A 22,426-nucleotide genomic window follows, 5' to 3' on the forward strand; every position below is an offset into this window, starting at 1 on the left:
CGGGCGGGCGGCCGGGATCAAAACCGGCCGGGAATCACTTTATCCCGTCGCGGCCCGGTCGCCCGGCAGGCGGGCCAGGAACCTCCTGGGCCAACCCTTCGGCGAGGATCCAGAATGTTTGCCGCAGCCGCTCCACTGCCGCCTCGGGCTGACCCTGCTGGAGATACTGCACGGTCTCGCGCCAGCCGTCGGTCCAGAGAGGATAGGCGGCGGCATGTTGGAAGAGGTGCAGCCGGGCGAGCGAGCGGTCGAGCACATGCGTGTTCACGGCCTTCAGTTCCTGATGATCTGCCGCCCCCAGGATGACGGCCACCAGCCTGCCGACCGCGCGGTAGGAGGCCAGCGTGTCCTCGCGGTTGATCGCCCCCTGCAGGTCCTCCGCCAGCGTGGCCATGGTGTCGATCTCGGCGGGCGACAAACGCGGGGCAGCCCGCTCGAACAGCGCGACCAGCACCACGCCCATCACATCCAGAAGCTGGATGGCCTGCTGTGGACCGGGATTGGCAATCCGGTGTTCGTGCCCGGTGGCCTCGATCAGGCCTTCTTCCGTGAGGACGCCGACGGCGTCGCGCGCCAGGGCTTCCTCCGCATCGATGCGCCCGGCGAGCCCGGCAACGGTCACCCTGGAGCCTGGCTGCAGGCCGCCGGCCAGGATGTCCTCCCGCAGTTTCCGGACCGCCTCGTCGCGGCCCGCCCGTCCGGGCCCGCTGCCCCTCATCATGACCTCCTGCCGGATTATGACTGGCGTCACATATGAGTAATGTACGCGAAAAGGTAGATCGGGGTCACGGGGCTGGCTACTCTGATGGGACCTGCGGCACAGCGTCGTGCGGCAGGTTCTAAACGTGCAGTCAGGACGTGCTCAGCATGAACGCCACCTATACCGCCACCGCAACCGCCAACAGCAAGAACCACCAGGACTGGGGCCGGGCGATGGCCGCCGCCTTGGCCGATCTGGTGCAGCAAAGCGAAAGCGGCCCCGCAGGCCCCCGGGAACTCTATGGCGATGAGCTGCGCCTGGTCATCGAAGAGACGACGGACGGGGTCCTGATCCACCTGTCCTGGACACCCGGCGGGCGGGACGCCTCCGGCACCGTCGGCTGAACCCATCCCGGCCTATGGACGGCCGGCCGCAGATTGTTCCGGGACTGCCGATGCTGCCAAGATGAGTAAATGGTCTACCGCCAGCCGTATCTGCACGATCTCACGGGAGTCTTCGCGGCACCCGTCCAAGCCTGGAGCGAGCCCCACGGGCAGATCAGGGGTACCGGAGCCCAAGGGGTCTACTGCGGGGACGACCGCGTGTTGGCCCGCTGCCTGCTGGCGGTGAACGGGCAGGAACCGGAGTGGATTTCCACCCAGTCGCGCTCGGCCGGACGCGCCGACTTCTTCGCATTCATCCGGACCACGGCGGACGGGACGGATCCGCTGGTGACGTTGAACCGCTCGCGGGCGGTGGAAGCCGGCCGGCTGGCCGAGGCGCTCACGTTTACGTCGGCCCTCGAGGACGAGTTGGAGCTCCGGGTCCGCGTCGACCTGGTGGCCGACGCCATTCCGCTGGAACAGGTGCGCGCCGGGGCCGCGGGCGAGGCCGGCTCGGTGGCCCCGGGCGAAGCCGCCTGGAGCTGGCGGGACAATACACGCGCCGCGCTGACGGCCGAAGGTGCCCGGGTCAGTTTTGACGGCAGCCTCATCCGGCTGGAGTGGACGGAGTTGCTCAAGCCGGGCGCCGTCGTCGTGCTCTCCTGGAGTCTTGAGCTTGACGACGACGATGCTCCCCTGGCTGCCGCGGCCGCGCCCCCGCTGCGCACGCCGTCGCTGGCGGGGGATCCCCGGCTGCAGCGGCTGATGAGCCGGTCCATCACCGACCTCAACAGCCTGCGGATGGCTGGACGCCAGACCCCTGGCGATGTCTTTTTGGCGGCGGGTGCCCCCTGGTTCCTGACGCTGTACGGCCGGGAGGCGCTGGTTGCCGCCCGGCTGCTGCTGCCGGTCGACGCCGCGGTTGCGGAAGGGACGCTGCGGGCGGTGGCGGCGTGGCAGGGCACGGCCGAGTCGGCCGAATCGGGAGAACGGCCCGGCCTGATGGTCCAGGAGGTGCGGCAGCGCCGCCTGGCGATGCCCGCCGATGCCGTGGTCCGGCAGCTTCCCCCGGTCCTGTACGGGTCGCCCGACGCCACGCTGCTGTGGATCGTACTGCTGCACGACGCCTGGCACTCGGGGATGCCGGAGGACGCCGTCCGGGACCTGCTGCCCCATCTGGAGGCTGCGCTGGACTGGCTGCGCATCGACGGCGACCCCGACGGCGACGGCCTCCTGGAGACGCCGGTTCCCGCCCTGCAGGGGCCGGGGCACCAGGGGTCCGGCGACACGCGCGCCGCGTACCGCTATCTGGACGGCCGGGCGGCGACCGGGACGGTCGCGTCGGCCGAACTGCAGGCCTATGCCTACGAGGCGGCCCGTGCCGCAGCAGTGTTGCTGGACTACTTCGGCGAAGCGAACGCCGGCGCCGAGTGGCGGGATTACGCGTCCCGGCTGGCGGAGAACTTCCGCAGCCGGTTCTGGTGCACCGACGACGCCGGCCCTTACCCGGCGATGGCACTCGACGACAAAAAGCAGCGGGTGGACGGCGTCGGGTCCGGCATGGGACACCTGCTGGGCACGGGGCTGCTGAACCCCGAGGAAACCCGGACGGTGGTTGCGCGGCTGATGGATCGGACCTTGTTCTCCGGCTACGGCGTCCGGACCCTGTCCACCGCGAACCCCGGGTTCTGGCCCACCCGCCGCCGCTCAGGGGCGGTCTGGACGCAGGAGACCGCCTGGATTGTGATGGGGCTGCTGCGCACCGGCTTCCAGGAACAGGCCGCACAGTTGGCGGCAGGGCTGCTCGACGCGGCCGAGGGATTCGACTACCGGTTGCCGGAGCTCTTCAGCGGGCAGGCCGCGGTGGAGGTCCGCCCGGCGCTGCCGTATCCGTCCGCCTGCCGGCCGCACGCCGGGGCGGCCGCGGCGGCGGTGCCCGTGGCGCTGGCCCTGGGCGGTTTCAGCGCCACGGCCGTTTAGCCACACGCCGCCGGGCAGGCGGTCCGTCCCCGCCGGGCGGCGGGCGTCCGCTCGGCGCGCGGCGCCCGGGCGCTCCGGCGCTCCGGCGCTCTCGGCACGCCGGAGGACCTTAGCCTCGCGGCACGTCGGGGCCGGTGGGCCAGCGGAGCAGCGCCGCTATGCTCTTCCCTCCCGGCAGGGCCCCTTCGGGGACCATGGTCACCCGGGCGTCGGTCAGCGCCGCTGCGCGGACCAGCGCCGCCGGGGCAGGAACCTTGGCCAGCAGGTCGCCGTTGACGGCTTGCTCGCCGGCCGTAGCGATCCACGGTTCGGCCGTCAGGGCATGCACCTGATGATCGGCGAGGGCGTCGTCGTTCATCAGCAGCGTGCCAACCTGCGCCTGCTGCAGCGCCCGGACGCACTCGCCCAGGCCCGCCGTCCACTCCGGATGGGCCTGCCCCGTTTGGTTGGCCAGGCGGTCCAGGATGGCTTTGCGCTGCTCGGTCCACACATGGGCCACCCGGGCGGCTATTTCCGCACGGAGCGCTTCCTTGTCCGCTCCGCCGGTGCGGGTGTGCGAGTCGATGGTGGATTCGATCGCACGGCTGGCTTCGGAAAGCTGGTCGACCACCAGCTCGCGGGCCCGGATATCTCCCGCCACAATCAGCAGCCGCGCCTTGCTGGCCTGCACCACGCGATCGATCTCGGCGGCGATTTCATCGGCGTTCTTGCGCCAAATCTCTTCGGTGCGGTGCTGATAGCGGCCCTGGGACCAGCCGCCGCCGGGGACCTTGGTGAGGTTCTCCCGCTCGCCCTCCACCGTCCTCGTTTCCACCACGCCGTTCCGGCGCGCGTACTGCAGGTGGACCTCACCGCCATCCCGGCCCACCTCGGCCACCACGTATGGGAAGTCGTCGCCGCGGGCCTTTAACAGGGGCACCAGGTCGGGAATCGGGCCGGCCTGAACCACCTCCGGACCGGACAGCGCGCCCGGGAGCACCTCATTGATCTCGGCCTCACCGCCGCGCACCAGCACGAAGCGGCCGACCGGAGACGGAACGCCGGTGGCCGGGGAAACGGCGTCGATCACGGCTTCTATGTCCGCCTTCGCGGCGCCCTGTTTCTCGAGCGATTCCCGCAGCCTGTCCGGCAGCACATCCCCGGCCCGCAGGGAATCCACGGTGCCCGTACTGGCGTCCACGTAGACCGTGATCCAAGGGCCCGGCTTCTTGTACAGTTCGGCGTACCTCTTGTTGGCTGCGTGGGTCGTGTTGACCTGCTCGGTCATCGTGATCACCTTCCCTGCGATTGGAACTGCGGGTTTTCTTGATCAGTAGCCCTCACCGTAGCACCGGACGTTTTGCCCTTGAAGAGGCGGCGGACCTGTCCTCACCGGCCCGGCGAATCAGTTCGCCGGGCCGGTTTGCCGCCGTCGTCCGCGGTCCGGTGGGGTGCGGGAACGGCGGTCCGGGCCTGCCGCGCCGCCGGTGGGACGTCCTTTTTGGGGAGTCCCGATTCCTGGGCCCCGGCCGGCCCAGGCGGCCCTAGCTCCTCTGGTATTCCGCGTGCTGGCGGTGGGCCTCGGCCACCTGTTCGCGGATGATGTCCACGTCCTTGGCCTTGTTGCGGTACTTCGGTTCCATTTGCACGATCTGGCGTTCTTCTTCCACCAGCAGCCGGTAAATGCGTTCACGTTCTGCCGGATCAGCGGTGTAGGAGAGATCCATGTAGTTGACCGCGTGCCGGCGTGCGTTGTTGATGGCGTTCTGTGCCTTGCCCGCCTTGCTCATCAGCGAGGCCACGACGGTGACCACCAGGATGCCGATGATGACGGTGAGCGAGAGTCCGGTGGTGATCTCGACCACCGGGACCGGGTTGCCGTCGTTGACGAAGGGCAGGTTGTTCTCGTGCAGTGCGTGCAGGATCAGCTTCACCCCGATGAAGGCCAGGATCGCGGCCAGGCCGTAGGACAGGTAGATCAACCGGTCCAGCAGGCCGTCGATCAGGAAGTACAGCTGGCGCAGGCCCATCAGCGAGAAGGCCGTGGCGGTGAAGACAATGAAGACGTTTTGCGTCAGGCCGAAGATCGCGGGAATGGAGTCCAGCGCGAACAGGATGTCCGTGCCGCCGATGGCCACCATGACCAGCAGCATCGGCGTCATCGCCTTCTTGCCGTCCTTGATGGTGAACAGTTTGTCGCCGTCGTAGTAATCCGTGGTGTGGAAGAACCGCTTGGCCAGCCGGATGATGAAGTTGTCCGCCTCGCCGCCGTCGTGTCCGGGCTTGAGCAGGTTGCCTGCCGTGATAATCAGGATCAGTCCGAAGGCGTAGAACACCCAGGCGAAGGTGTTGATCAGCGCCGCGCCCAGGAAGATGAATCCGGTGCGGGCGATCAGCGAGAACACGATACCGAACAGCAGCACTTTTTGCTGGTCTTCGCGCGGCACCTTGAAACTGGCAATGATGATGAGGAAGACAAACAGGTTGTCTACCGAGAGCGCCTTCTCGGTGATGTAGCCGGCGAAGTACTCGGAGCCCATGTCCACGCCGCCGTAGATCAGCACCAGGATCCCGAAGACGATGGCGATGCCCACGTACAAGGCGGACCAGATGGCGGCTTCCTTCAGCGACGGCACGTGCGCCTTGCGGATGTGGAAGAAGTAGTCGAAGGCGAGCAACGCGAGGATAACGGCGATTGTGATGCCCCAAATCAGGGGAGAAACGCTCATGTGTTTCCTTCCGTAAGCGGGTAGCGGTGAGCCCGCAAGTCTCTCCTCCGGCACGGCCGGCCACTGCAACCGGCCGGGCGTCGGTGCCCTACGTGTTGACGGCTGCAGCGCATCTGGATACTCCCTTACGCACCTGCCAGTCTAACGACGACGACGGTGCACGGCTAACCGGCCGCGGGCGGATCCGGGGCGGCCGGGACCGGATCGCCCGCCGGACGGGGCCGGACTCCTGCGGACTATGCACCGCATTTCGGCTGTGACAGGCTGGGGGCCCGGGCCGCCGCCCGCGATTGACCGGCGGCCGACCAGCGCCGAAAGGAGCACCGCCATGTCCTATTACCTGGAGTACATCATCCCGGCCGCGCCGGACGAGGGAAGCTTCGAGTTCCCGATCAGCGAAGAACACCGCGGCTATACAGTCCCGCTGAGCGAAACGGATGCGGAAATCGTCCGCACGGACCAGTTGCCCGCCCGCAGCGAGGTGTTCGGGGCGTCGCTGGCGGAGGCCAAGGAAGCGGCGGAGTCCATCCTGTCCAACAGCAAGGCGGACACGGCGCAGCTCTATGACGACCCCGACGATTCGATGCAGCCCGGCGCCGGCACGCTGGTCGCCAGCTACACGGTCGGCGGCGGGTGGGAGGACGCCGGGCAGGTTGCGGCCGGCTGATCAATCCCGCAGCACGACGTCCGCGGCTTCTGTTGAGCGGTCGGTGACGGTGGTCGGCGATTCCAAGTGCACGGCACCGGAGGGCAGGATGCCGGCACCGCCGTAGCGTTCCATGACCCTTAGCTGCGCCACCACATCTTCGCCGGCGTGGGCCGCCGGCAACTCCTCCCAGAACCCGAAGCCGCCGCAATCCAGCAGCGCGCTCCTCCGGTACAGCACGCAGCCGCCGGCCCACGCGATCTTGTACAGCCGCCAGCCGCCGTCCGGAATTCCCAGCTCGGCGGCGATATGCGTCAGGTTTGCCGCGTTGTGCAGTTGCCAGCGGCCGAACCGGTCGTCAGCACGCCGGATGCGCTCGGGGCGCACCGGACCGTCCCACAGTTCGAAGGGTTCCTGCTCCCCCGGCCGTACGTCGTCCAGGTAGGACATGCCCTGCACCGCGGCACCGATGAACCCACAGCCCGCCTCGCGAATGGCCGCCGTCATCCGGGACAGCATGCCCGGTTCCAGCCACACGTCGTTGTCCAGGAACAACACCAGTTCAGCCGTGGCAAGCCGGAGCAGGAAGTCGCGCTGCTCGGCCAGCCCGCGCCGGGGCAGATTCCGTTCCAGCCGGACCGAGCGCCCTTGGGCTTCCAGCACCCTGATCATGGCACCGGCGGCCGGGTGCTCCCAGCCGGCGGCGCCGTCGGTCTGGTCGCTGATGATGACCGAGAACGCCGGACCGTCCTGTGCCGCCAGCCCGGCGAGCGTTACCGCCAGCTCCGCTTCCCGGCCGTAGCTGGGCACCAACACGTCCAGCTCAGGCCCTGATTCCGCTGAAGCCAGGGCCCAGCTGGCTGAACTCCGGCGGCTCACGCCGAATCGGCTCCCGAGGCGGGCGCCGGATCCGCTCCCGCCTCCGGCGCGGTACCTGTCCCGGCCGCGGGCGCGGAGCCGCGGATCCGGCGGACCACCGCCGTGGTGGAGTGGTCGGAGACATAGTCCAGGATGCAGACCTCGCCTCCGCAGGCTTCCACCACCGCCGCTTCCTCAAGCATCTCCGGGGAGTAGTCCCCGCCCTTGGCGTAGATGTCGGGGCGGATCGCTTCGATCAGCGGGATGGGCGTGTCCGTGTCGAAGATGGTCACGTAGTCCACGCAGCTGAGGGCAGCGATGATGCCGGCCCGGTCGGCGGCCGGGTTGATCGGCCGGTCCGGTCCCTTCAGCCGCCGGGCGGACGCGTCGCTGTTCAGCGCCACGACCAGCACGTCGCCCAGCTGCTTGGCCTGGTTCAGGTAGCGGGTGTGCCCGCGGTGCAGCACGTCGAAACACCCGTTCGTCAGCACGATGCGCTTGCCCGAGGCCCGCTCGGCGGCGACCGCCTGCCCGAGCGCCTCCGCACCCAGCGCGGCGTCGGAGAAGCTGCCCAGGTGCGCGGCGAGGTCGGTGGTGCCGCAGACCGACGTGCCGCGCCGGCGCACCACCACATCCGCGGCGGCCTGGGCCAGGTCCAGGCTCGTGCTGAGCTGCAGTCCCGCGGCCCGCGCCAGCGTCAGGCAGGCCACGTACGTGTCGCCGGCGCCCGACGCCTGCTTCTCGGTGACGGGGCTGGCCCAGGTGCGGTGGGTTCCGCCGTCGGGCGTCAGCAGGAAAGAACCGTCCTTGTCCAGCGTGACGACGGCGGCGCCCGCCCCGGTCGCCTGCAGCAGCTCCCCGGCATGGTCGGCTATGGCGGCGGCCCGGTCCGTGTCGGGATCCAGCGTCATGCCCAGCAGCGCGGCAGCTTCCGCAGCATTCGGAGTGACCAGGTCCGGCGCGATCGCCGACCAGGGCCGCGGGTCGTGGGCGTCGACCACCAGCAGCCGGCCGTCGCGGTGACGGGCCAGCACGCTGCGCAAGGCATCGCCCAACGCACCGGAACCGTAGTCGCAGACCACCACGGCGTCGCTGCCGGCGAGCGCGTCCGGCACGGCTGCGGCCAGCCGTTCCTGCGCCGCTTCCGGTACCCGCTCCGTGCGCTCGTCCAGCCGCAGCATGATCTGGTCGCCGCCGATAATGCGGTACTTGGTGGTGGTCAGGACGTCCTCGTGTTCCACCAGCCCCGAAATGTCCACCCCCGCACCCTGCAGGAGGGCACCCAGCCGCCGTCCGGCGTCGTCCCCGCCGATCAGGCCGACAATGCGCACCCGCGCCCCGAGGGCGGCGAGGTTCATGGCCGTGTTGGCGGCGCCGCCCGGGGCGTACTCCCGCTTGGTCATGTCCACCACCGGGGCGGGGGCTTCCCGGCAGAACCGTTCGATCCGGCCGCTGAACCACCCGTCCAGCATCACGTCGCCCACCACGGTGACCTGCGGTGCGGCCTCTGCCAGCCGGGCCGGCAACCAGCCGGCCAGCCCGGAAACGTCCGACAGGGGCGTGCTCATGGCCGCACCCCACCGGGCAGGCCGACGTGGACCACCTTCACCGCGCTGAACTCGTCCAGCAGTTCGGGGCCGTAGCCGAACCCGTCGCCGCTGTCCCGGCGGGGCTGGGCGGAACCGCCCGGCGCACCGCCGAAGACGGCGTTAATCTTAACCGTGCCGACCTGGAGCGCCGCAACGGCCCGGTGCGCATGCTCCAGGTCCGGGGTCAGCACCGTGGCGGCCAAACCATACCGGCCCTCCGCCGCCAGCTGCAGCCCGTCGTCAAAGCTGTCAACCACCCGGACCGGGGCCACCGGGCCGAAGGTCTCCTCCTGCATCACGGTCATTCGGTCCGTACAGTCCAGCAGCACGGTGGCCGGATAATGGGCGCCCGGCCCCTCGGGCACCGAGCCGCCCTCGGCAGCCGTCGCACCGAGCGAAAGCGCCTCTGCCACCTGGGCGTTGACGCTGTCCCGCAGCCTGCGGTCCACGAGCGGTGCCATCAGTCCGGCGTCGTTGCGTGTTCGGGCCTCGGCGACGAGCGCTTCACAGAACGGGCCGTCGACGTCGCGGTGCACGTAGATCCGCTCCACCGACGTGCAAATCTGCCCGCTGTTGGCGAACGCCCCGATGGCGGCCTGCTCCGCCGCCCACGCCGGATCGACGCCGGCGTCGACGATCAGCGGATCGTTTCCGCCGTTCTCGCGGATCACATGGGCGCCGGTGAGCGCCGCCGCCCGGGCAATCCGGGCGCCGGTGAGGCTCGATCCGACGTGCGCGATCACGTCGACATCAGGATGGCCGGCCAGCGCCGCTCCGACCGCGGGTCCGCCCGTCAGCGTCGTGAAGACCCGCGGCGGCAGCACGTCCGAAAGAATCCGACCGAGCAACTCGCCCAGGTGCGGGCAGCGCTCGCTCGGTTTGTGCAGGACGGTGTTTCCCGTGGCCAGGGCGGCACCCAGCAGCCCGGCTGCCACCGCCACCGGATCGTTCCAGGGCGTGAGGACAGCCGCCACGCCCCGCGGTTCGTTCACCGTGTAGTCGGCGGCAAGCGAACCGCCGCGCAGGCTGCGGCCGCGGTGCACGGGGCCCAGCTGGGCGTACTGCCGCAGGGTCCCGGCCCCGGCCAGCACGCCCTCCAGGGCTTCATGTTCCGGCCGACCGGTTTCCCGCGCGTTCATCTCGGCCAGCTCCTGCGAGTGCTCCTGCAAGGCCGCCGCGGCCGCTTCCAGCAGTTCGCCGCGGGCGGCAGCATCGGTGGCTGCCCAGCCGGGTTGGGCAGCCTTGGCGGCGGCGACGGCGGCCAGCACCTCGTCGGGGCTCGTTTCCTCGAGCCCGCCCACCAGGCTGCCGTCCCTCGGGTCGTGCACCTCCAGTAAGGCGAAATCCCGGGCAGTATCGGAATCGGTGGTCATATTGCTCCTCCCCTCCACGGCGGCCTGGGCCTGCCCGTTTGGTCTCTGGCCAAAGTCCACGGCACGCAGCGGCAGTCCGGTGCCCGCCACGGGCACGCCGACACCGGCAACAATGCGTGGTACTGGTTCCCTACCCCGCATCCCGCGGGTTCAGACACATCGCGCGGTTTCAGGCATCGGTGTGCAGCCGGTTCCCGCTGGCCGGTTCGTGCCTCCGGACCCGGTTCGGGCTCTGGCCAGCGGCTCGAAAGCACCCTAGGGTGAAGTTCACGAGGGGCCCGCGGGGGCGGGTTCACAGGGGTTGCGGCAGACCTGAAACCCGCGCGTCGGGTGGAGGCGCCGCGCGGGACATTGATCCAGGAGGTGGAGATGGCTGGTTCTCCCACAGGCGGCGCCGCTTTCGGTGGCCAAAGGCTCAGTACCGAGGCCCGGCATGGCCGGGGCATCGGACCGGTGTTGGAGCCCTTCGAGGGTGTGCGGAAGATTGCGGTGCTCCGGGGCGGAGGACTGGGCGACGTGCTTTTTTCGGTTCCGGCACTGGAGTCGCTGGCTGCCGCCTATCCGGAGGCCAGCTTGACCCTGCTGGGCACGCAGGCCCACGCCGCGCTGTTTCGCGGCAGGCCCGGCCCGGTGCACCGGGTGGAACCGCTGCCGTTCGCCCACGGGGTTCGCCCGGGACCGGAGGATCCGCAGGCCATCGCCCGCTTCCAGCAGCGGATGCGCGCCGAGCAGTTCGATCTGGCCGTGCAGTTGCACGGCGGCGGCCGGAACTCGAACCCGTTCCTGCTGGAACTGGGCGCGCGGCACACGGTGGGTACCCGGACCGAAGACGCGGCCGCGCTCGAGCGGTCCATCCCGTACCTGTACTACCAGCACGAGGTGTTGCGCGCGTTGGAGGTGGTGGGCCTGGCCGGCGCGGCTCCGGCCGCGCTGCAGCCGGAGCTGCAGCCCATGGCCGACGAAGAGGCGATGCTGGCCGGGCTGCTCGAAGAAGGCAGGCCATCGCTGGTGACCATCCACCCGGGCGCCACCGACCCGCGGCGTCGGTGGCCGGCGTCGGAGTTTGCCCAGGTGGCCGCGTGGGCGGCCGACGACGGGTGCCAGGTCCTGGTCGTAGGCGACCAATCCGATGTGGCGCTGGCCGAGGAAGTGGTCGGCCTGGGCCGCGGGGCGGCCGGAACCGGCAGCGGCGGCAGCATCGACTTCGTGGCCGGCCGGCTGGAGCTGGATGAGCTGTCCGCCGTGCTGCGCGCCAGCGACGTGATGGTCGGCAATGACAGCGGGCCGCGGCACCTGGCGCAGGCGGTGGGAACGCCCACGGTGGGCATCTACTGGGCCGGCAACATGATCATGGCCGGGGCACTCGGCCGGACCATGCACCGGATCCACATGTCCTGGATGACGCAGTGCCCGGCCTGCGGCTCCGATCTGAGGCAAGTGGGCTGGACAGCCGAACGCTGCAGCCACGAATTCTCCCTGACGGATCAGGTCCGCGCAGAGGATGTCTACGCGGACCTGCGCCAGCTTAGGGCCACGAGTCTTCTTCTTCGTGGCAAATGACCATCTCGCGCACCTCGCAGCCCTTCGGCTGTGACAGGGCGAAGATGATGGCATCGGCCACCCGTTCCGGATCGTTAAGCCGGGAGTCGTCCTGCGGCTTGTACTGCTCGGTGCGGTCGTCGAAGAACCTGGTCTTCATGCCGGCCGGAATCATGGTGGTCACTCCGACCTGCCCGCGGGTTTCGGCCGCCAGCGCCCGGCTGAAACCGACCACGCCGAACTTGGAGGCGCAGTAGGCGGTGGCGTCGGAGACGGCCTTGATCCCCAGCGACGAGGCGACCGTGATCACCCGCCCGTGGGAGGACATCAGGTGCGGCAGGGCCGCGCGCACCACGGAGACAGTGCCCATCAGGTTGACGCCGATGACCTTTTCCCATTCTTCGGCCGGTACATCTTCCAGGCGTCCGCAGCGGTCAATCCCGGCAGCCGTCACGACGGCGTCCAGCCCGCCGAGGGTATCGGCGGCCTGCTGCACCGCCGCTTCGACGGCGGCGCGGTCGGCGACGTCCACCTCGATGCTCTTGGCCCGGCCCACCCGGCTGACGTCACGGTCCAGCACGACCGGCGTGCCGCCGGCGGCAAGGACCGCCTCCACGACGGCGGCTCCGAGTCCGGATCCTCCGCCGGTGACCAGGACGCGCCCGGGGTTCGTTGGTGCAATGCTCATGTTTTTCCTCCTCAGGTTCGGGGATGGTTCTTCGGTCCAGGGCCCGCCGGATCGGCGGAGCGGTCCTGTGTTTCAGCCGACCTTCGCCAGGGCGGCGGCCAGGCCGGTGGTGGAACGCGCCGGGTAGTAGGGCACGGTGACGGTTTGCCCGCCCCAGGACTGCAGCAGCCGCGCTTCGGGCAGTTGGTTCGCGGTGTAGTCGCCGCCCTTGACCCAGATGTCCGGGCGCAGCCGTTCCAGCGCCGCTTCGGGGGTGGCCTCGTCGAAGACCAGCACCGCGTCCACGCACTCCAGCGCCAGCAGCAGCTCGGTGCGGTCCTCCTGGTTCATGATCGGACGCTCTTCGCCTTTGAGGCGGCGGACCGAATCGTCCGAGTTGAGGCAGACGATCAGGCAGTCGCCCAGCTTCCGGGCGGCGGCCAGGGTCCGGGCGTGGCCGGCGTGCAGCAAGTCGAAGCAGCCTCCGGTGGCTACCACGGTGCCACCGGCTTCGCGGGTCTGCGCGGCAACGCGCATGGCGTCTACCCCCGGCCCGCGCAGCGGGACCGGGGCCGTTTCCCGCCGAAGCGATGCCACCCCGCCTGCGGCGAGGAAAGCCGCCGCCTGCCTGACGGCCTCTTCCACCGCGGCGGTCAGCGGCTGCCCGGAGGCCAGCGCCACCGCCAGGGAGGCGGCGAACCGGTCCCCCGCTCCGCAGGTGTCGGCCGGGTCCAGCGTCGGGGCGGGAACGGCCTGCGGCAGGTCGCCGTCCGTCTGGATCAAGGCTCCTTCCGCGCCCAGCGTGACGACGACGGCGCCGCTGTTCCAGCGTGAACGCAGTTCCGCCGCGGCCAGTGCCGCTTCCCGGGTGCCGCTGTCCCGCTGTCCGGCGATGCGCAGGGCTTCGGGCAGGTTCGGCGTCGCGGCGGCCACGCCCTCGACCGGGGCCGGGCCTGCCGGGTGCGGATCCCACACCACGGGGATCCGGTGCACCAGCGAGGCCAGGGCGTCGCGCAGCGCGGGTGCGGCCGCCAAGCCGCGGCCGTAGTCCGCCACGACGATGGCGTCGGCCGTCCCGAGCGCGTCGAGCATGTCCGGTGTCGGGACCGGCACAGGTGCCGGGGCGCAGCCTTCGTCTACCCTGACCACCGACTGCCCGCCGGCCCGGATCCGGGTTTTCACCGGCGTTGGGGCGCCGGATGGCCCGGCGACCACGCGGACGCCGTCCAGGGCGTCGTGCAGCCGGGAGGAAGCGCCGTCGTCGGACATTGCCGTGACCAGGAGGACGTCCCGGCCGTCGCGGGCCAGCATCCGTGCCACGAGCCCGGCTCCGCCGGCGCGGTAGGTCGTTTCGGCAGCATCAACCACCGGTACCGGTCCGTCCGGACTCAGCCGGGTTGCCGCACCCTCCACGTCGGCATCGAGCAGTACATCGCCCACCACCACGATCCTCATGACCGGCCTCCCTGCCCGCGCCCGCCGGCGGTGCCTGCCTCAAGGCGCGCCACCTCGGCGTCGAAGGCCCGGCAGATGGCGTGCAGCGCCATGAGGTGACCTTCCTGCACATTGGCCGGCGCCGCCTCCACGGCTACGTAGTCGTCGCACAGCAGGGTCAGCGGATTCGGTGCCTGGCCGGTCAGCGCCCAACAGGTCACGCCGATGCTGCGGGCAGCTTCGGCCGCACGCAGCAGGTTCCCGCTCTTGCCGCTGGTGGTCAGCAGGAGCAGCACGTCGCCGGCCCGGCCGTGGCCCAGGACCTGCCGGGCAAACAGCTGGTCGAAGCCGTAGTCATTGGAGATGGCCGTGACCGCCGAGGTCTCCGCATGGAGCGAGATGGCGGAAAAGGCCCGGCGTTCGCCGTCGAAACGCCCCACCAGTTCGGCGGTGAGGTGCTGGGCTTCCGCCGCGGAGCCGCCGTTGCCGGCCGCCAGCAGGCGTGCGCCGCCCATCAGGCGCCCGGCCAGTTCGGTTCCCCAACCGGCCAGCTGGCCGGCCTGGGCGCGCAGCGACTCCACCGCCGGCGCCACCTCCTGCAGGTGCGCCAGGACCGCGTCCACCGCTTCGGTCCCGGCCTGCCTCGGGCCGGCCGCCGGCACCGGGACCAGGGCGGGTCCCGCGGGTCCCGGCCCGGGCGGCCGCACGTAAGCCTCCGTTCGGGCAGGGGCGGCGGGGGCGGCCGCGGCCAGCGCCGTGGTTCTTGCTGCCGTCTTGGCGCGGCCGGCTGGGCGCTTCATAGTGCCTCCCCTTCCAACTGCCGGACGCCGGCGGCGACTGCGCCCGAGCCCCTGCTGACGGCCAGGTGATAGGCCTTCTCGGTGTCGGCGGCCACCCGGTCCCAGGAGTAGCGGTTGCGCACGCGCTGCTGGCCGGCGCGGCCGAGCTCGCGGCGCAGCTGGGGGTTCGCCAGCAGCTCGGCCACCGCGTCTGCCACCGCCACCGGATCGCGCGGCGGTACGTGCAGGCCGGTCTTGCGGTCCACCACGGTATCGATCAGCCCGCCCACCGAGGCCGCGACCACCGGTACGCCGCAGGCCATCGCTTCCAGCGGGACAATCCCGAACGGTTCGTACCACGGCGCGCAGATGACGACGTCGGCGCTGCGCAGCACCGCCGGGATTTCGTCCCGCGGCAGCTGGCCGCGCAGCACCAGCTGCTCTTCCACGCCGAGCTCGCGGGCGAGGCCGCGCAGCCGTTGCGCTTCCGGGTCGGACGCCAGCCCGGTTGCACCGGAGGCGCCGCCGACCACGATCAGTTCGACGTCGTCCAGTCCCTGGTCCTTGAGCAACCGCAGGGACTGCACGGCCAGGTCGATGCCCTTGCGCGGAACCAGCCGGCCCAGCGTGACGATACGGTGGGCGCGGCCGCGCGGCTCGGCCTCGCCGTCGGCCTTGAAGAGTCCCAAGTCCACGCCGCAGGGGGCAATGGAGATGTTGCCGCGCTGGATGTCCATGGCCGCCAACTCGAACACTTCGTCCGAACACGTCGCAATGATGCGGTCCACGCTGCGGCCGACGGACGGTTCCAGCCAGGCCCGCTCGGCCGGGCTGGTGTCCTGCGCGCCCTGGTGCCGCCGTTTCACGGTGCCGAGCGCGTGGAAGGTCTGCAGCACCGGCACCGGCGGGCTGCCCGGGCGGCGGGCGGCGTCCAGGGCCGCCACCCCTGACATCCAGAAGTGCGCGTGCACCAGATCCGGCGGTGTGTCGGCCCAGTCCGCGCTGATCCCGTCGGCCAGCTGGCCCATGAAGGGCAGCAGCTCGTCCTTGGCGACCGGCTCGGGCGGTCCGGCGTTGAGGTGGACCACTTCCACCCCCGGCCGCATGGTCACGCGGGCGGGAAGCAGCGGGTCGTCGCGGCGGGTGTAGACGCGCACGCTGTGCCCGCGCCGGGCCAGGGCGGCGGAGAGGGCCGCCACGTGCACGTTCTGGCCGCCGGCGTCCACGCCACCCAGCGCGGCCAGCGGGCTGGCGTGTTCGGAAACCATCGATATCCTCACGGCTCTCTCCTCTCGTTGGCGGCAATGGCCCGTCCGGTGCGCGTCGTGGTCTCTGCCAGCAGAGAGTCCCAGTTGTCCAAAAAGGCCTGCAGCCCGTAGTTCCGCAGTGCCGCCTCGCGGGCCACGGCGCCCCGCGCAGCGGCCTCCTCCGGGTCCCGCAGCAGCCGGGCCGCCTCGAGCCGCAGTTGGTCCACATCCGCTGAGATGGCGCCGGCTTCCGGCGGTACGGCCCGGACCGCCTCGGTGCTGGCCAGCACCAGAACCGGCATGCCCAGATGCATGGCTTCCAGCAGCGCCAGGCCCAGCGAGGTCCAGCGCAGCGGGTGCAGGTAGAGGCGGCAGCGGGCCAGTTCCGCGTGCAGAAGCGGGCCGGGCAGGTCGCCGCGCACACGCAGCCGGTCCGGGCCCAGCCCGGTGGCGGCGCCCAGCTGGTCGGCGCCCATGCCGAACACTTCCAGCGGTCCTGTCTCGGCGAAGGCCGGCAGCAGATCCGTTCCGGTCACGCGCCAGCGGCGGACCGGCTCGTTGACCACCACGCCCTGGCGTTCCAGTTCCCCGGTGTAGAGCGGACCGGGATCCACGATGCCGTGTTCGATCACCGTGGTCCGCGCCGTTCCGCAGTCCCAGAACAACCGGTTGAAGTAGGTGACATGCACGACGGTCATGTCCTGCTGGTCGGCCAGCGGGTGCAGCGAGTTGGGCACGTCCCCCTTGGGTGTGTTGTGCTCCAGGAACACCGCCGGGATGTCCCGTCCCGGCCGGCGGCCCAGCAGCCGCTCGCATTCCTCGATCTCCTCGGGCCGCTGCAGCACCACGACGTCGGGTTCTTCATCGCGCAGCCGGTCCGGGTGCACGTCCCGGACCGACGACGGCCAGTCGCGGCCGGCGCGGCCGAGGCCCCAGGGCCCGCCCTCGGCGGTGGCGGGCAGCAGGTATTCGTGGCGGCCGCGCACAAAAGCGTCGGTCCAGCCGCCGTGGACATGCCAAAGCAGGATCTTCATGCGTTCCTCGTCTTTCTCCGGGCGGACAGATACGTCACGCCGCGGGTCAGCCGCTGTACAGCCTCGAGCACTTCTTCGGGTGCCACCTCGGCCAGGCAGGGATGTCCGGGAACCGGGCAGGTACGTGCCCGGCTGAGCCGGCAGGGCGCATTCTGGTCGCCGAGCAGCTCCAGCGGAACCCTGTACGGCGCCCAGCGGACCGCCGGAACCACCGGCGCGAACAGGGACACCACCGGGGTACCCACGGCCGCGGCCAGGTGGGCCGGCCCGGTATTTCCGGTCACGACGGCGGACGCGCCGCCCAGGACCCCGGCCAGGCTCCGCAGGTCGGTCTTCCCGCCCAGGTCCAGCGCGCCGGGGACGGCGACGGTCGCCGTCAGCTCCTGTTCCTGCGGGCCGCCGGTGACCACCACGCGGTAGCCGGCGCCGATCAGCAGTTCGACGGCGGCGGCGTGGTGCAGCGGCGGCCACGCCCGCGCCGGAACGGAGGCACCGGGGTGAACGACGATGTAAGGCTCGCCGCCGGTCAGGTCCGAGGTATCCGGAATGCCGCGCACCTGGAGCCGGCCGTCGTCGTCGGCAGGAAGCCGGTACCCGGCGGCAGCGGCGATCTGCAGCGCCCGCTCGGCCTCCGGCTGGTCCTCCGGGAAGTCCTCGCCGGGCCGGAGCCGCTGATCCAGCAGCGACCCGGCGTAATCGACGGAAGCGCCGGTGATACGGCCGACGCCGGCCAGCCGCAGCAGCAGCGCCAGCGGCAACGGCGACTGGTGGAAGGACGTGAGGATGACGGCCTCGGAGATCTCCGAGGCCCGCACCCAGTCCGCCAGCGCGGCGACGTGTTCCCGGGTTGCCGGCGGCGCGGGGTCGACGATCCACGGGCTGGCCCAGCTGAAAACGCCTGCGACGCCGGGCAGCAATTCGGCGGCGGCTTTGCCCTGCGGGCCGCACAGCATCATGACGTCGCGGGGATTGCCACCGTGGCCTGCCGCGACTGCCCGCACCGCCGGGCCCGCCAGCAGTACGTCTCCGACGCTGTCCATCCGCGCCACCAACACACGGCTCACCGCCGGCCCTCCAGCAGCAGCGACACCGCGGCGGCGAGGTCTTCGGCGACCACGGCGGCGGCCTCGACCTCTTCGCGCCGGGTCACCGGGGTCGGTACCAGGACGCCGGTGGCGCCGGCGGCGGCAGCGGCCTCGACGTCGGCGCCAATGTCCCCGACGTAGGCCACCTCCGCGGGATCGAGCCCGAGCCGGCGGCAGGCCGCCAGGATCATGCCGGGCTGCGGTTTCCGGCAGGGGCACCCGTCGTCCGGGTTGTGCGGGCAGATCTCCCAGACGTCAAACGGTCCCAGCAGCTCTTCCACCCGCATGTTGACGGCGTCGACCTGTTCCCGGCTCAGCAGGCCGCGGCCGATGCCCGACTGGTTGGTGAGCACCCCGCACGGCAACCCGGCGGTGCGGACCGCTTCGACGGCTTCCCGCGCGCCGGCCACAACCCGGACCTTCGCGGGGTCCGGGTTGTAGGGCACGTCCGTGACCAGCGTGCCGTCCCGGTCGAACAGGATGGCCCGCGGCGGGTATGCGGCAGTTGTGCTCATACCAGCACTGTTCCCAGCACGGCTGCGACCTAAACACTTCTCCTGCTACTACTTTTGTGTCGCACACTTCCCGCCGCGGCAACGGCTGCCGCTGGCAGCGTACGGTGCGGGCATCTGGGAGGATGGGCACAGCCGGAAGGAAGGACGGGTGCAGTGGCAGAACCTGAAGGACTTGAACGGGACGGGCGCCCGGAACTGCTGGTACTCCGGGCGCTCAAGCTGGGCGACCTTTTGGTCGCGGTTCCGGCGTTGCGGGCACTGCGCGCGGCCTACCCCGAACACCGGATCATCTACGCCGCCCAGGCCTGGCTGCGGCCCATCCTCGGACTGACCGGCTCGGTGGACGACCTGCTGGCCACCCATGGACTCGATGTCCCGCTGGCGCTGGCTCCCGGCCGGGTGGAGATCGCCGTGAACCTGCACGGCAACGGGCCGGAGAGCCGCGGCCGGCTGGAAGCCCTGCAGCCCGCCGTGCGCGTCGGCCACCGGGCCCCCGGATGGGATGGCCCCCAGTGGCCGGAAGGCGTGCACGAACGCGAGCGCTGGGCCCGGCTGCTGCGGTGGCACGGGATAGACGCGGATCCGCTCGACTACCGGCTGGACAAACCCGCCGTCCAAAGCCCCTGCCCGGGAGCGGCGGTACTTCATGTCGGTGCCGCCTACGGCAGCCGGCTGTGGCCGGCCGAGCGCTTTGCCGCGGTCGCCCGGGAACTGGCAGCCCAGGAACACCGCATCCTGTTCACCGGCAGCACGGCGGAACGGCCTCGGGCACAGGCGGTGGCCGAATTGGCCGGGCTGGGTCCGGACACCGTGGTCGCCGGCACCCTTCCACTGGCGGAGTTTGCCGCGGCCATCGCCGAGGCCGCCCTCGTGATTTCCGCCGATACCGGGGCCGCCCACCTGGCCTCGGCCTATGCCCGGCCGTCGGTGGTCATTTTCGGGCCGGCACCCGTCAGCGTATGGGGTCCGCCGCCCGGGCCCCATACGGTCCTGACCGACGAGAGCCTGCGGTTGGGCGACACGTTCTCCGCGGACCCGGACCCCGCCCTGCTGGCCGTCGGCCCGGACGACGTCCTGGCCGCCGTCGCGCAGCTGCCGGTAGCTACGCCGTCCGCATCCGCTGCCGGGCCGGGGCCTGCCGTTCCCCCAGCACCCGGTGCTGGAGCTTGACCAGGATCCTGGCCAGCGCGCGGGAGACCTGCATCTGCGTCATGCCGATACGTTCCCCGATGCGGCGCTGGGACTCCTCCTGGAAGTAGCGGTAGAAGAGCAGCTGCCGTTCCTGCGGCTCCAGCTCGCGGATGGCGCCCCGCAGCATCAACAGTTCCTCGGTCCGTTCGGTCCCGCCGTCGGAGGCAGCCAGCGTCTCGGCGAGGCCCTGTCCGTCGGGGGTCCCCTCCAGTGATTCCGGCCGCAGGCTGCCGTGGCAGTTGAGGGCTTCGGCGACCGTTTCCGGGCTTTCGGCGAGCGCGTCGGCCAGCTCCTGCAGCCTGGGTTCGCGGCCCAGCCGCTGGGCAAGTTCCGACGTCATTTTGATCGCCGCGGTCCGCAGGTCCTGGAGGTGGCGCGGCGGGCGGATCATCCACGAGCTGTCCCGAAGGTAGCGCTTCAGCTCGCCGTGGACCGTGGGGGCTGCGTAGGCGCGGAAGTCAGCGCCGTGGTCGGGGTCAAAGCCGCGGACCGCCTTGAGCAGCCCCAGCCGCGCAACCTGGTTTAGGTCATCGAGTTCCCTGCCGGGGCCCGAATAGTTGCGGGCTATCCCCTCGGCAATGCCCAGGTGTCCCAGCACCAGCTCCTCTTCCAGGGCGGCGCGCAGGGATCCCCTGGCGCGTCTCGCCTTGCGGAATAAAACCTGTATGTCTTTCTCGTTGTGTTGCATCAGAAGCCCACCCTCTGTTGGGAAGTGCGCGACCAGAACCGCTTCTCCCCCAAGAGAACATAAGCATGCTGATTATGCAACAGGTCACCGCCGAAAAAATGCGCAAAAGTCTTTTCTTCTCCGCGGAGAAGAAGGTATAAGCAGCAGAAGCAGGCCGGTGGCCGCTCAGGCGGGTTTCGTCAGCGGATCAGGACCAGGGTGTGTCCGGCTTTTCCTGCGCCTGGCCGTCGACCACCAGGTCCACCTTCTCGTTGTAGAAGCAGAAAAGGTCGCGGATCTTGGGATTCTCCGGGATCGGATCCGGATAGCTCCACACCACATCGTGAACGATGTTCTCGCCGACGCGAACCGACCAGTACCGGGCCTGGCCCTTGTACGGGCAGCTGGTCACCGCGTCGCTGGCTTCCAAAAGGTCAGTGCGCACGTCGTCGGCTGGCAGGTAGTAGCGGACCGGCAAGTGGGTCTCAAAGAGCATCAGCGGCCGAATGCTGTCAGCTATTTTCTCGCCCTCAAGGTAGACCTGGACCCGGCGCGAACTGCGCAGCGTGTCCACCCGCTTGTAGGGATCGCGGGCGTGCACCAGCGCGCGTTCGTCTTCCTCGTACCATTCCAACTGGCGCCACGAGAACGTCACATGCCCGGCCAGCGGGCTCAGTTCACCCGACGGGTCGGCATGCTCCCACGCCCCGGCTTCGGCCCGCTTGCTGCCAATGGCGACGTCCCATACCTGCTGCCCCGCCCGCCCGGTGTGCGGATTGGACAACGCTCCTTCCACCACGTCCTCCCGCGGAACGTAGTAAGTGGGCAGGCTGCCGGTGTCGTACTGGATCAGCAGCCTGGCCCGGGTGCTGTCCGCCACCAGGCTTCCGCCCAGCCGCACCCGGATGCGCCGCGCGGTCGGTTCCGTGAAGGGCCTTCCAAATTCCATGTGGCACACGCTACTCCGATCGGGCCGCCCCGGGCAGTGCTGTCAGAATGGAGGTCACCCCCCAGCAACAAGGAGGCTTTGAGTGAGCACCGACGAACGTCCGGCCAGGTTTTACATCGACAAGCAGACACCGGCGGCCCACCGCGCCCTGAACGGGGTCGCGCTCAAGGTAGCCGACGCCGCCGAGGCAGCCGGCCTGGACAGGAAATTGGTGGAACTGCTGAACCTGCGCATCTCGCAGATCAACGGCTGTGCCTACTGCCTGAACATGCACACCCGGCTTGCCCTGGGCGAAGGCGAGACCGCGCAGCGGCTTTCCGTGCTTCCGTCCTGGCGGGACACCGAGGTCTTCACGGAGAAGGAACGGGCCGCACTGGCCCTGGCCGAGGCGCTGACCGAGCTGCCGGACCACCACAGCCAGGAGCGCGCCTACTCCGCAGCCCGCGAGGAACTTACCGACGACGAGTTCTCCGCGGTCAGCTGGATCACCGTCGCGATGAACGCTTTCAACCGCGTTTCCATCATCAGCAAGCATCCGGTCCGGCCGCAGTAGCCGCCCCGGGCGGGACACGCCGGCACATCGCTGGGCGCGGCTCGCGACCCCGGTGCGCCCCGGCGGCACCGGGCCGCGGCTATTCAGGCTGCGACGGGACCTGGGCGAGCGCGTCGATCTCGACCAGCACGCCGGGCCGGGCAGAGCCCACCTGCAGGACGGTGATCGCCGTCGGCACCGGGCCCCACACCTCCGCGGCCGCGGCGTACCCCTCGTTCGCGTCCTGCCCGGCCGCGAGGTAGATGTTCAACTTGGCCACGTCCCGTTGCGTTGCTCCGGCCTCCTCGAGGACCGCCAGCACGTTGCGCATCGCCTGCCTGGTCTGTCCGGCAAGATCGTCGCTGACCATGTAGCCGTCGGCATTGATGCCGTTCTGGCCGCCGACGATCAGCAGCCGGCCGGGCCCGTCCACGAGCACGCCCTGGGAAAAGGCCGGACTGCGGTACATTCCGGCTGGATTGATGTGCGTGAGGGTCATGGCTTTCCTCCGTTTTCCGGCCCCGGTGCGCTGGACGGGCACCACGTGCCG

Annotated in this window: 22 protein-coding genes; 6 read left to right on the plus strand and 16 right to left on the minus strand. The window is 70.5% G+C overall.

Translation table 11 applies throughout. The features are described from left to right. Nucleotides 1-34 precede the first annotated feature (34 nt). Entirely contained in the window at nucleotides 35-718 is a 684-nt protein-coding gene (locus tag AC5RVD_RS01405; RefSeq protein WP_494125710.1) for a GntR family transcriptional regulator, read from the minus strand. A gap of 149 nt (nucleotides 719-867) precedes the next feature. Between AC5RVD_RS01405 and AC5RVD_RS01410 the strand changes: the two genes are divergently transcribed. Continuing rightward, nucleotides 868-1,104: a hypothetical protein gene (locus tag AC5RVD_RS01410; RefSeq protein ID WP_494112778.1), complete on the plus strand. Its 237-nt coding sequence runs from the start codon at nucleotides 868-870 to the stop codon at nucleotides 1,102-1,104. A 69-nt stretch (nucleotides 1,105-1,173) separates the two neighbouring features. Further along, nucleotides 1,174-3,063: a glycogen debranching N-terminal domain-containing protein gene (locus AC5RVD_RS01415; RefSeq protein WP_494125711.1), complete on the plus strand. Its 1,890-nt coding sequence runs from the start codon at nucleotides 1,174-1,176 to the stop codon at nucleotides 3,061-3,063. A 109-nt stretch (nucleotides 3,064-3,172) separates the two neighbouring features. Here AC5RVD_RS01415 and AC5RVD_RS01420 read toward each other — a convergent pair whose 3' ends face one another. Continuing rightward, nucleotides 3,173-4,330: a baeRF2 domain-containing protein gene (locus AC5RVD_RS01420; RefSeq protein ID WP_494113174.1), complete on the minus strand. Its 1,158-nt coding sequence runs from the start codon at nucleotides 4,328-4,330 to the stop codon at nucleotides 3,173-3,175. A 256-nt stretch (nucleotides 4,331-4,586) separates the two neighbouring features. Next, entirely contained in the window at nucleotides 4,587-5,771 is a 1,185-nt protein-coding gene (locus AC5RVD_RS01425; RefSeq protein ID WP_494113175.1) for a TerC family protein, read from the minus strand. Nucleotides 5,772-6,099: 328 nt separating this feature from the next. On the opposite strand from AC5RVD_RS01425, the gene AC5RVD_RS01430 reads away from it, so the two are divergent. Beyond that, entirely contained in the window at nucleotides 6,100-6,438 is a 339-nt protein-coding gene (locus AC5RVD_RS01430; RefSeq protein WP_494113176.1) for a hypothetical protein, read from the plus strand. Here the strand turns inward: AC5RVD_RS01430 and AC5RVD_RS01435 are convergent, their stop codons facing one another. Genes AC5RVD_RS01435 through AC5RVD_RS01445 form a run of 3 tightly spaced genes read right to left on the minus strand, consistent with a single transcriptional unit; the run spans nucleotide 6,439 to nucleotide 10,237 of the window. Beyond that, nucleotides 6,439-7,296, minus strand: a complete 858-nt coding sequence (locus AC5RVD_RS01435) for a glycosyltransferase (RefSeq protein WP_494125712.1) — start codon at nucleotides 7,294-7,296, stop codon at nucleotides 6,439-6,441. It abuts the gene before it with no gap. After that, a complete protein-coding gene (gene rfaE2 / locus AC5RVD_RS01440; RefSeq protein WP_494125713.1) occupies nucleotides 7,293-8,843 on the minus strand; it encodes a D-glycero-beta-D-manno-heptose 1-phosphate adenylyltransferase in 1,551 nt (516 codons plus the stop codon). Before rfaE2 ends, AC5RVD_RS01435 begins: the two co-directional genes overlap by 4 nt. After that, the gene (locus AC5RVD_RS01445) at nucleotides 8,840-10,237 is read right to left on the minus strand and encodes an aldehyde dehydrogenase family protein (protein ID WP_494125714.1); all 1,398 of its coding nucleotides are present in this window, start codon (nucleotides 10,235-10,237) and stop codon (nucleotides 8,840-8,842) included. The genes rfaE2 and AC5RVD_RS01445 overlap by 4 nt, the downstream gene beginning before the upstream one ends. 369 nt (nucleotides 10,238-10,606) lie before the next feature. Here AC5RVD_RS01445 and AC5RVD_RS01450 point away from each other — a divergent pair, with 369 nt between their 5' ends. Then, complete coding sequence (locus tag AC5RVD_RS01450) at nucleotides 10,607-11,797, plus strand: glycosyltransferase family 9 protein (protein WP_494125715.1); 1,191 nt, start codon at nucleotides 10,607-10,609, stop codon at nucleotides 11,795-11,797. Here AC5RVD_RS01450 and AC5RVD_RS01455 read toward each other — a convergent pair. The 7 genes from AC5RVD_RS01455 to AC5RVD_RS01485 all read right to left on the minus strand — a co-directional run bounded on the left by AC5RVD_RS01455 (nucleotide 11,763) and on the right by AC5RVD_RS01485 (nucleotide 18,537). Next, entirely contained in the window at nucleotides 11,763-12,464 is a 702-nt protein-coding gene (locus AC5RVD_RS01455; protein WP_494000785.1) for an SDR family oxidoreductase, read from the minus strand. The two genes, AC5RVD_RS01450 and AC5RVD_RS01455, sit on opposite strands and share 35 nt — an antisense overlap. A gap of 72 nt (nucleotides 12,465-12,536) precedes the next feature. Next, nucleotides 12,537-13,898, minus strand: a complete 1,362-nt coding sequence (locus tag AC5RVD_RS01460) for a PfkB family carbohydrate kinase (RefSeq protein ID WP_494125716.1) — start codon at nucleotides 13,896-13,898, stop codon at nucleotides 12,537-12,539. Then, nucleotides 13,895-14,677 carry a D-sedoheptulose-7-phosphate isomerase gene (locus AC5RVD_RS01465; protein WP_494125717.1) on the minus strand — a complete coding sequence of 261 codons (783 nt, stop codon included), beginning with the start codon at nucleotides 14,675-14,677 and terminating at the stop codon, nucleotides 13,895-13,897. The genes AC5RVD_RS01460 and AC5RVD_RS01465 overlap by 4 nt, the downstream gene beginning before the upstream one ends. After that, nucleotides 14,674-15,936, minus strand: coding sequence for a glycosyltransferase (locus AC5RVD_RS01470; RefSeq protein WP_494125718.1), 1,263 nt, complete (start codon nucleotides 15,934-15,936; stop codon nucleotides 14,674-14,676). Before AC5RVD_RS01470 ends, AC5RVD_RS01465 begins: the two co-directional genes overlap by 4 nt. Next, nucleotides 15,933-16,937: a glycosyltransferase gene (locus tag AC5RVD_RS01475; RefSeq protein ID WP_494125719.1), complete on the minus strand. Its 1,005-nt coding sequence runs from the start codon at nucleotides 16,935-16,937 to the stop codon at nucleotides 15,933-15,935. The genes AC5RVD_RS01470 and AC5RVD_RS01475 overlap by 4 nt, the downstream gene beginning before the upstream one ends. Then, on the minus strand, nucleotides 16,934-18,001 hold the full coding sequence (locus AC5RVD_RS01480) for a glycosyltransferase family 9 protein (protein WP_494125720.1): 1,068 nt from the start codon (nucleotides 17,999-18,001) through the stop codon (nucleotides 16,934-16,936). The genes AC5RVD_RS01475 and AC5RVD_RS01480 overlap by 4 nt, the downstream gene beginning before the upstream one ends. Continuing rightward, a complete protein-coding gene (locus AC5RVD_RS01485) occupies nucleotides 17,998-18,537 on the minus strand; it encodes a D-glycero-alpha-D-manno-heptose-1,7-bisphosphate 7-phosphatase (RefSeq protein ID WP_494125721.1) in 540 nt (179 codons plus the stop codon). Before AC5RVD_RS01485 ends, AC5RVD_RS01480 begins: the two co-directional genes overlap by 4 nt. Nucleotides 18,538-18,690: 153 nt before the next feature. Here AC5RVD_RS01485 and AC5RVD_RS01490 point away from each other — a divergent pair, with 153 nt between their 5' ends. Then, nucleotides 18,691-19,707: a glycosyltransferase family 9 protein gene (locus AC5RVD_RS01490; protein ID WP_494125722.1), complete on the plus strand. Its 1,017-nt coding sequence runs from the start codon at nucleotides 18,691-18,693 to the stop codon at nucleotides 19,705-19,707. On the opposite strand, the gene AC5RVD_RS01495 is transcribed toward AC5RVD_RS01490, so the two are convergent. Then, nucleotides 19,640-20,416, minus strand: a complete 777-nt coding sequence (locus tag AC5RVD_RS01495; protein WP_494125723.1) for a sigma-70 family RNA polymerase sigma factor — start codon at nucleotides 20,414-20,416, stop codon at nucleotides 19,640-19,642. The genes AC5RVD_RS01490 and AC5RVD_RS01495 overlap by 68 nt on opposite strands. Nucleotides 20,417-20,603: 187 nt before the next feature. Further along, complete coding sequence (locus AC5RVD_RS01500; RefSeq protein ID WP_494125724.1) at nucleotides 20,604-21,344, minus strand: DUF427 domain-containing protein; 741 nt, start codon at nucleotides 21,342-21,344, stop codon at nucleotides 20,604-20,606. 82 nt (nucleotides 21,345-21,426) lie between these two features. On the opposite strand from AC5RVD_RS01500, the gene AC5RVD_RS01505 reads away from it, so the two are divergent. Then, a complete protein-coding gene (locus tag AC5RVD_RS01505; RefSeq protein WP_494113190.1) occupies nucleotides 21,427-21,897 on the plus strand; it encodes a carboxymuconolactone decarboxylase family protein in 471 nt (156 codons plus the stop codon). Between the two features lie 79 nt (nucleotides 21,898-21,976). On the opposite strand, the gene AC5RVD_RS01510 is transcribed toward AC5RVD_RS01505, so the two are convergent. After that, nucleotides 21,977-22,375: a RidA family protein gene (locus tag AC5RVD_RS01510; protein ID WP_494125725.1), complete on the minus strand. Its 399-nt coding sequence runs from the start codon at nucleotides 22,373-22,375 to the stop codon at nucleotides 21,977-21,979. Between the last annotated feature and the right edge of the window lie 51 nt (nucleotides 22,376-22,426).

It is taken from the genome of Arthrobacter sp. THG-b23 (genome assembly GCF_059091265.1).